Origin of the sequence: Frankia sp. Cppng1_Ct_nod (assembly GCF_920656135.1) — a bacterium.
In the GTDB taxonomy this organism is placed as follows: Bacteria; Actinomycetota; Actinomycetes; order Frankiales; family Frankiaceae; genus Protofrankia; species Protofrankia meridionalis.
Genome location: NZ_CAKKTK010000005.1, coordinates 101,044 through 108,734, shown reverse-complemented (window position 1 = coordinate 108,734; position 7,691 = coordinate 101,044). Strand labels below are relative to the sequence as shown.

General features: G+C 68.2%; 8 protein-coding genes. 7 read left to right on the top strand and 1 reads right to left on the bottom strand.

The features are described 5' to 3' along the window. The first annotated feature begins 712 nt into the window (after positions 1-712). The gene (locus NBW77_RS03255; RefSeq protein ID WP_131744725.1) at positions 713-1,057 is read left to right on the top strand and encodes a hypothetical protein; all 345 of its coding nucleotides are present in this window, start codon (positions 713-715) and stop codon (positions 1,055-1,057) included. A 123-nt stretch (positions 1,058-1,180) separates the two neighbouring features. Here the strand turns inward: NBW77_RS03255 and NBW77_RS03250 are convergent, their stop codons facing one another. Continuing rightward, positions 1,181-1,348, bottom strand: a complete 168-nt coding sequence (locus NBW77_RS03250; RefSeq protein WP_165485722.1) for a hypothetical protein — start codon at positions 1,346-1,348, stop codon at positions 1,181-1,183. A 710-nt stretch (positions 1,349-2,058) separates the two neighbouring features. Here NBW77_RS03250 and NBW77_RS03245 point away from each other — a divergent pair. From NBW77_RS03245 to NBW77_RS03220, 6 genes are all read left to right on the top strand, one after another. Further along, positions 2,059-2,889, top strand: coding sequence for a GNAT family N-acetyltransferase (locus NBW77_RS03245; protein ID WP_349816949.1), 831 nt, complete (start codon positions 2,059-2,061; stop codon positions 2,887-2,889). A gap of 351 nt (positions 2,890-3,240) precedes the next feature. Next, positions 3,241-4,239 (top strand): dihydropteroate synthase, encoded by a 999-nt coding sequence (gene folP / locus NBW77_RS03240; RefSeq protein ID WP_131744670.1) that lies wholly within the window; start codon positions 3,241-3,243, stop codon positions 4,237-4,239. After that, the gene (gene folB, locus NBW77_RS03235) at positions 4,236-4,625 is read left to right on the top strand and encodes a dihydroneopterin aldolase (RefSeq protein WP_131744671.1); all 390 of its coding nucleotides are present in this window, start codon (positions 4,236-4,238) and stop codon (positions 4,623-4,625) included. The genes folP and folB overlap by 4 nt, the downstream gene beginning before the upstream one ends. A 38-nt stretch (positions 4,626-4,663) precedes the next feature. Further along, positions 4,664-5,167, top strand: coding sequence for a 2-amino-4-hydroxy-6-hydroxymethyldihydropteridine diphosphokinase (gene folK / locus NBW77_RS03230; protein ID WP_242605469.1), 504 nt, complete (start codon positions 4,664-4,666; stop codon positions 5,165-5,167). Beyond that, the gene (locus NBW77_RS03225) at positions 5,164-5,601 is read left to right on the top strand and encodes a DUF3180 domain-containing protein (RefSeq protein ID WP_131744672.1); all 438 of its coding nucleotides are present in this window, start codon (positions 5,164-5,166) and stop codon (positions 5,599-5,601) included. Before folK ends, NBW77_RS03225 begins: the two co-directional genes overlap by 4 nt. A gap of 442 nt (positions 5,602-6,043) precedes the next feature. Continuing rightward, a complete protein-coding gene (locus tag NBW77_RS03220; RefSeq protein ID WP_250279248.1) occupies positions 6,044-7,678 on the top strand; it encodes a hypothetical protein in 1,635 nt (544 codons plus the stop codon). Positions 7,679-7,691: the final 13 nt, after the last annotated feature.

Sequence of the window (7,691 nt, the reverse complement as noted above, 5' to 3'; positions counted from 1 at the left end):
ACAGCACGCCGGGCCCTCCTCCACCTGTTCATGGCCGTGGGGTGTGACTTCTCCCTTGGGTCACCGTACCGAGCCGGATCCGGCGGCGCCGCCGGATCCGCCGCTGCCTCCGGAGCTGGGGCATCCATCCGGTTGGCACCCGGTCGGCCGCACGAAGCGGCGTGAGCTTCGCTTGTCTGCCGGGCCGGGATTACTGGTCGGATGTTCGCCCAGGGTGCCGGACGGGTGCTCCGTTGTGAGCACAGATAGCTGTCGCCGGGCGGAGGGCAACCATTCCTAACTCCTTGTTCGAGATCCTGTCGCCCACCCGGAGTTATTTTCAAAATTGACTGGAAGGTCGGGAGTCAAATGTTGGTCGAATAAGAGTCGATGCAACGGGCGCCACATGGTGGGTAGCTGTGGACCGAATGACGTCGACCTCGCCGTAAATGCTTTACGTGGCCGGATGGTATCGCTGTGTGGCTGCACGGGCTTCTGTTGCCGGATATATCGACAACTTCCTCACCGACGGCATCCCAGGTATGCGGACCGGGTGATACCGTGCCGGTTCCGTCGTTATTCTTCTCCTTTTCGCGGCATCCCGGCATTTCGGGGCATGAGAAACTTTCCGAATTACAACAACGAAGTTAGCTGTTGGGGTTGACTGGGCGAGCGGCCGGTGGAGTAGGGTCACTTCTTGTTCGGTCAGTACACGACGAGAGGAATTAACGTGATGGCACAGCAGCAGCAGCAGGAGCAGGTCGAACAGCAGCTGCGGCAGAACTGGCAGCAGATTCGGTACCGGCTGCTCGACGAATTCGGGCAGGTCGGCACCTCGGACCTCGACGCGGCTCGTGACGTCAACGACCTCGTGCAGCGGATCGCGGACAAGACCCACCACAGCGAGCGCTATGTGGAGACTCGACTCCAGGAGCTCGTCGGTGCGGGCGTTGGGCAGCGCGGCGGCCAGCAGCAGGGCTTCGGCCAGGGGATCGGCCAGCAGCAGGGCCAGCAGTTCGGCCAGCAGGGCCAGCAGCAGGGCCAGCAGCAGGGCCAGCCGTTCGGAGCATCCCGCTAGTAACGCACTGGTAGTGCGTATCCTGGGGATTCTCGTGTCATGAATGTCGGACCAGTCAGGTGGTCTCATCGCCAAGAATCAAGAGACCACCTGACTGGTTCGCGTGCCCGGGTGAGCCGGAAATCAACCGCTCAGACTCACCAGGAGTGTTCGGTAGTCGAGTAGGGCGTCGATCAGCCCCACGACGGTGGGATTGCGCGGCATCTGACCCAGTTCGGTCAGCATTGAATCCGTCTGTTCCAGTGTCGGCTGGACATCGACAGCTGCAACGAGTGTAACCAGTTTGCTCATGGGCTGCCTTCCAACGACTCCCAGTCGTGAAGCGACTCCCAGTCGGCCGGCACCCCGTGTGGCGGGGTCGCCTCACCCGATCTACCTGCCGATACGGCATCGCCTGGTGGGTTCACCAACACTTCTGACTCCATGCCCCTCGAGAAGGAGCCCGGCTCCTTTGTCGGGCGGTGGTTACAGATGACGTTACCGTAAGAAACGGTAGGGCCCGGGTGTTCCCTCCGGGTTGAGCTTTCGTTACGGTAGGGTAACAAAGTCTGCGTCTTGTGGTTGCGCCCGACCATGCGAGGTGCGCACATTCAGATCTATCACGTTCCCTGTGTGCATCCGTCCGTTCCGTCACGGCTTCCGGATCGTATCAAACCTTCGTCGCTGTGTACCTGACCGGTTTTGCTCGGCTCTGCATCAAATCGCCTCCGCATCAATTTGGCTGCACGTCCGATGGGCCGATATCCACGCGTTGTGGGCAAAGGTGCCCGCTCCTGTCCCCTGGCCGACCACGCATAGCGCTCATGACCGCGGCGGACAGCGAAGCGTCGACCGCGGAGCACCGCGCGTACCGAGGCCGCTTCGTACCTCGGGACGACCCAGGGAATACCGGACAGGTAGCCTCAGGCGCGTGGGCAGTGCGGGTCCGCCCCCGGGCGACAGGCGGTGGGCGCGGCATGAACACTGAGCCTGTCGGAAGCCGGTCCGTCCAGGATGCGCTTGTGGCACCGACTGTCGGCGAACCGGTCGATGCCGTCCTCAGCCGCCAGCTGGAGGAGTTGGCCCACCGTGCCTGGCCGCCGCTGCGCGAGCTGCGATTCGGCGGCTGGATGCTGCGCGAGTCGGCCGGATCCTCCCGGCGTGGCAACTCCGTCTGGGCGCGTGGGAACGTCGACGACGTTGCCGCCGCGCTCGCCGTGGTCAGGGAGTTCTACGCCCCCGTTGGTCTGCCGGCGACGGTCCAGATCACCCCGGTCTCCCGGCCGTCAGGCATCCACCAGGCACTGGACACGGCCGGCTTCGACGACACCGGACCGACCGATGTATGCGCCGCCGATCTCACGGACCTGATCGGACGACTGGCCGCCGGCGCCCCCGGCGACGCCCGCATCGGTGCGGATAACGGCAGCAGGGGGACGAATCTCCTCGATGCCGTACTCCTCGACGCCATGGACGGCATCTGGCTGGATGTCGCCGCGCAGGTGCTGGAGACCTTCGCCGGGCAGCGTAACGGCACCCTGCGCGTGCTGGAGAACCTCACGGTGCCCGCTGCATACGCGTTGTGCGCGCTGGATGGCGTGCCGGTCGCCGTCGGCCGTGGGGTTGTGGACGGTGACTGGCTCGGTGTCTACAGCATGGCGACCCTGCCGGCCGCCCGTGGTCGGGGAGCGGCACGCGCCGTCCTCGCCAGGCTCGCGGCCTGGGCCGCGGACGCGGGCGCATCCCGCGCGTACCTGCAGGTCGAACAGACGAGTACGGCGGCTCGCAGGCTCTACGCCGCGCTCGGATTCCGTCCGGTCTACCGTTACTCCTACCGCCGCTCGACGTGCTGAGGCCGGATGCCGTGTTTGGATCTTTTTCTTTGTTCGATCGCCGAAGGCGATTGGACAGCCCCGGACGGTGGCCCGCCCAGGGGCTCGGGGTCCCCGGATCGCGGCGAAGCCGGATGCCGTGTTTGGATCTTTTTCTTTGTTCGATCGCCGAAGGCGATTGGACAGCCCCGGACGGTGGCCTGCCCAGGGGCTCGGGGTCCCCGGATCGCGGCGAAGCCGGATGCCGTGTTTGGATCTTGTTCTTTGTTCGATCGCCGAAGGCGATTGGACAGCCCCGGACGGTGGCCTGCCCAGGGGCTCGGGGTCCCCGGATCGCGGCGAAGCCGCTATCCGGGGCTAGCGTGAGGACGTATGGCGTCCGAGCAGGTCAGCGGCAGTCTTGTCGAACCGGTGGGTCGTACCCGGGTGATGGGCGTGATCAATGCGACTCCGGACTCGTTCTCCGACGGCGGTACCTACGCGACCGCTAACGAGGCGATCCGTGCCGGCCTGGCGATGGCCGCCGACGGCGCCGACATCGTGGATGTCGGAGGTGAGTCGACCCGACCGGGCGCGGGCCGGGTTGACGCCGCCGAGGAGCTGCGTCGGGTGCTGCCGGTGGTCACGGAGCTGGCCGCGGCAGGCGTGGCCGTCAGCGTGGACACCACTCGCCCGGCGGTCGCCGAAGCCGCACTGGACGCGGGTGCTGTCATCGTCAACGACGTGTCGGGCGCGGCCGACCGTGACCTGCTGGCTCTCACCGCGGAGCGCGGTGTTCCCTACGTTCTCATGCATGCCAGGGGCGCAAGCGCGAACATGTCCACCCGCGCGGTTTACGGTGATGTCGTGTCCGAGGTCGTCGCCGAACTCCGTGAACGTCTCGGTCTCGTGCTGGCAGCCGGGATCGCACCCGAACGGGTGATCATAGATCCCGGGATCGGGTTCGCGAAGAAGGCCAGGCACAACTGGGCGCTTCTCGCCCACACCGACGCCTTCGCTGCACTGAACCATCCCCTTCTGGTCGGTACGTCGCGCAAGTCCTTCCTGGGAAGTCTGCTCGCGGATGCCGACGGGCGGTCGCGGCCGGCGGACGACCGGGACGACGCGACCCAGGCGACGACGGCGTTGCTGGCGGCAACGGGGGTGTGGGCGGTCCGAGTGCACGGGGTGCGTGCGGCCGCTGACGCCGTCCGGGTCGCGCAGGCCTGGCGGGGTGCCCGGGCGGCGCGGACGGAATCGGCGCGAGCGGAGGCGGCGCGAGCGGAGGCGGTGGAGATGCGGACAGCGAGTAGATGGGATGCGAAGACCCGCATGAGGTCCACTTCGCCGGGCTCCGCCGAATCGCGACGTCCGCCCGCGGGGGCCGTATGACCGCGGTTTCGTCGGCCGCCGAATCCGACCGCATCATCTTGACCGGTCTGCGGGTCCGCGGGCGGCATGGTGTGCTGCCTGCCGAACGTGAGCTGGGCCAGGAGTTCGTGGTGGACGCCGTGCTGTGGATCGACACCCGGCCGGCGGCGGTGAGCGACGACGTCGCCGCGACGGTCGACTACGGGACGCTGGCGCAGGCACTTGCCCGGATCGTTGCCGGTGAGCCCGTCGACCTGATCGAGACGCTTGCGCACCGGTTGGCTGACGCCTGTCTGTCCGACGGCCGGGTGGCCCGGACCGAGGTGACCGTACACAAACCGGCGGCACCGATTCCTCTGCCGTTCACCGACGTCGCGGTCACCGTTCGCCGGAACCGGCCGGCGTGAGCGCAGCCGCGCATCCAGAACGGTCTCGGCGGTCGGCGGTGCCGCAATCGACGGTCCAGGGGCCGGCGGGGCGTACGGCGGTGCTCGCGCTGGGCTCGAACCTCGGTGACCGCCTCGAGCGGTTGTACGCCGCCACGCGAATGCTCGGTGTGGTGGCCGTCTCCGGAGTCTACGAGACCGCGTCTGTCGGCGGACCCGACCAGGACGACTACCTCAACGCGGTGGTGCTGGTCCCGGCGGCGCCACCGCACGCCCTGCTCGCGGCGGTGCGGTCAGCCGAACAGGCGGCGTTGCGGGTGCGGACGGTCCACTGGGGTCCCCGCACCCTGGACGTGGACGTCATCGCCTGCGGTGACCTGGTCAGTGACGACCCGGAGATTCTGATCCCGCATCCACGTGCCCATACGCGTGCGTTCGTCTGCGTTCCGTGGCTGGACGTCGAACCGGACGCGATCCTGCCCGGGCACGGCCGGGTCGCCGATCTGGTCGCCGGTATGGACGTTTCCGGGGTCCGCCGCACGCCCTGGAACCTGAACCGATGAAACCGACGCGGGTGCGGGATCTGGCGGCGGCGGCCGCGGTGGTCGGCGTGCTGGCGTACGTGTTTATGATCTTCGGCTATCAGGATCTGCCGCGGTTCCCGCGGACAGCACCGCTGTCCCTGGCGATTGTCGGATTGGCGGAGGCGCAGACCGCGTCGATCACTCGGCGTCGGTTGCAGGGGCGCCCGGGGACGAAACCCATCCTGCCGCTGACTGTGGCCCGGTTGGCGGCCCTGGCGAAGGCAAGCAGTCTGGCCGGGGCGGCGTTGGCGGGAGCATGGGCGGCGGTGCTCGGGTACGTGCTGCCACGGTCGGACGAGTTCGGCACGGCCGGCGCTGACGCGATCACCGCTGGTCTGGGGATAGGCGCTGCGGTGGTGCTCGTCACCGGTGGGCTACTACTTGAGCGGGTATGCCGGGTTCCGAAGGTATAGGCCATCCCTGAAGGCCTCCGGCGGCGCGGCAGAACATCATCGGACTGGACGATTGTATGAATATCTGATCCCCTTGATTGAATTTTTGTCAACTGGGCGCGCGCAACGCCAGCGCAACGCCGTGATACACCCATGAGGGACATCTGGTTGGGCGCGGACCGCGATGGGAGGCCAGTCGGTGGCGGACGGCGTGCGACGGTCTGACGCGGCGAATCCGCGTCGACCCGGGGTCGCGGACGGTACGCCGGAGTCGCCGGCATACCCCGGCGACGGTGGAAGGCCGGCCTCTGAGCCTCGGGACGGTTATCCTCCGAGTTCCTACCAGGATCAGGGCCGCGGCCAGGATCAAGGTCATTACCAGTCCGCGAGCCCCTATCAGGACTCTGGCTCCTACCAGGACCCTGACCCCTATCAGGGGTCGGGGAGCTACGCGGGCGGTGCGGTGGCGGCTCCTTACCCGCAAGCCGGGGGATATCCGCACACTGACGGGTATCAGGCCGAGCGCCAGGTACCGCGGGCGTACCCGGAACCCGGGCAGTGGCCGGCCGGTTCCTACCCGGGGACCGGCGGAGCGCCGCAAACCGGATACGGCCGGGGTGATCGGGCTGCCGGTTACGGGAACGGCGCCGGCTACCACCCCGAGCCGGTGCCGGGCGGCGGCGGTGGGTACGGGCCGGCCGCCGAATATCCACCGGTCGCCGAATACCCACCGGGTGCCGGCACCACGCTCGGCGGTGCCGCCGCGGACTTTCACGACGAGGTAACCCGCTTCGCTTCCGGCGGGTCCGTGCCATCGGCGCCGGCCGTAGATCCGGGTCCGCGCCATGGCGAGGAGGCCTACCGCTCCGTCACGCCGAAGCCGGACAGTCCCGGTGCCTACCGGCCCGCGGCATCCTACCCGCAGCAAGGAAGCCTGCGCCGGTCCGGCGGGACGTACCCGCCGGAGGGCGTAGGTTCCCTCGGGGACGGCCTTGCTCCGGCCAAGCCGAGGCAGCAGGGTCCTGCGACCGCAAAGCGGTCACCTCAGACATCGTCGCGTCGCGAGGAACCTCTGCTGGTCGACGAATCGTCACCCGACGGCGTGACAATGGTCCCGGGCGCGCGACGCCCGCGGGATGCCGCGGACCGGCGGGGCGGCATCGCCCCACCCCGTACCACCCGGGTACGTGCGGATGCATCCGGATCCACCGCCCGCCGGCCCGGCGCTGACCGGCCCGACCGGGCAGCGAGCTCGGCCGCCGCTGACAAGATTGACACTGGTCGTTCCGAACGTGACCGTGCGCGTGGCCGGCGCCGGGACGACGGGGCCGACCCGCCGTTCGAGGACGAGGACACCGGATCGCACCGCAACCAACTCCGTGATGCCGGCCGTGATGCCGGCGGAGTCGCTCCACTGCTGCGGCGGCTGCTTTACACCGTTGTGCTTCTCGGTGTCGCCTTTGTCGTCGGAATCGGTGCGGCCTTTGTCTGGCAGAAGGTCAGTCCGAGCGGAGCGAGCACCACCGCCCAGCAGCCCACCACGCCGAGGGGCACCGCCGCCCCCTCGGGCGGGACGACGCCGTCGGCGTCCGCCAGTCCGGGTGCGGGGACGGGAGGTGCGACGGCAACGGTGCCGGCCGACTGGGTCGCCTACACCGACACGCAGCAGCGGGCGAAGTTCTCCCATCCGTCGGTATGGAAACAGCGTCGGGACAACACCGCGGTCTTCTTCGTCGAGCCGTCGGCGGCGACGACGACGGCGGCGACGACGACGACGACCGGCACGCTGATGGTCGGTGTCGCACGGGTCGCGGGTTCCGACCCGCTGGCGGCACTCAAGGCCGTCCAGGACTCGGAGTTCGCGACGCAACCGGGCCTCACCAAGGACAGGTCCGGCCAGGTCACGGATTCGACAGGGGCTGCTGTTCAGGAACTGGTCGGTTCGTATCTGCGTGAAGGCCAGCGGGTCACCTATGTGATGCGTACCGTGTCGGTAGGCAACGCCGTCTACGTCCTGATTGCTCGATCGCCATCGGCGTCGGCGGCCATGGCGACGACCCTGGTCGAGAGCTTGCGGGCGTCCTTCAGCCCCACCTGATCCCTGATCCCTG